This window comes from Aquiflexum lacus, assembly GCF_015476655.1.
Lineage (GTDB): Bacteria > Bacteroidota > Bacteroidia > Cytophagales > Cyclobacteriaceae > Aquiflexum > Aquiflexum lacus.
Map to the genome: position 1 here is coordinate 1 of NZ_JABFHF010000088.1, position 476 is coordinate 476.

Annotated in this window: 1 protein-coding gene; it reads right to left on the reverse strand. The window is 51.9% G+C overall.

Annotated features, from left to right (window positions below; genetic code table 11):
- A partial coding sequence (locus HMJ38_RS25150) for a hypothetical protein (RefSeq protein ID WP_228780278.1) occupies positions 1-476 on the reverse strand: 476 nt, incomplete at both ends.

Sequence of the window (476 nt, forward strand, 5' to 3'; positions counted from 1 at the left end):
GAAGAAAGTACCGGCTGTGCCGTCAGGGTTGTTACTCCTGTAACATTCAATGTTCCTCCAACGGCCGAATTTCCTGTTACTGTTGCACTGTTCAGGGTAGCAGGTCCGCTGGTCTCAAGTGTTGAAAGTGAGGTTGCTCCTGTTACATCCATGGTTCCTCCAACAGTGGCATTACCGGTCACTGTTGAAGTTCCCGTTGAAATGTCTCCCGTGTTGGTAATCCCGGCTGTTGTTGTGGCCCCTGTTGCGGTCAGGGTATTGTTCACGGTTGTTGCACCGTTCAGGCTTGTTGCTCCCGTTACTCCCAAAGTTCCTCCTACCGTGGCATTGCCGGTGGTGGTCAGGTTTTGGGCTCCGAAATCAGGGTCTATTTTTGTACCTGCAATTGCTGCTGCCGCACTCACGTCAGCATTGACGATGGTTCCGTCTACTATCATTGAGCTTACTACCTTGCTGTCGCCGATGGTACTCACTCC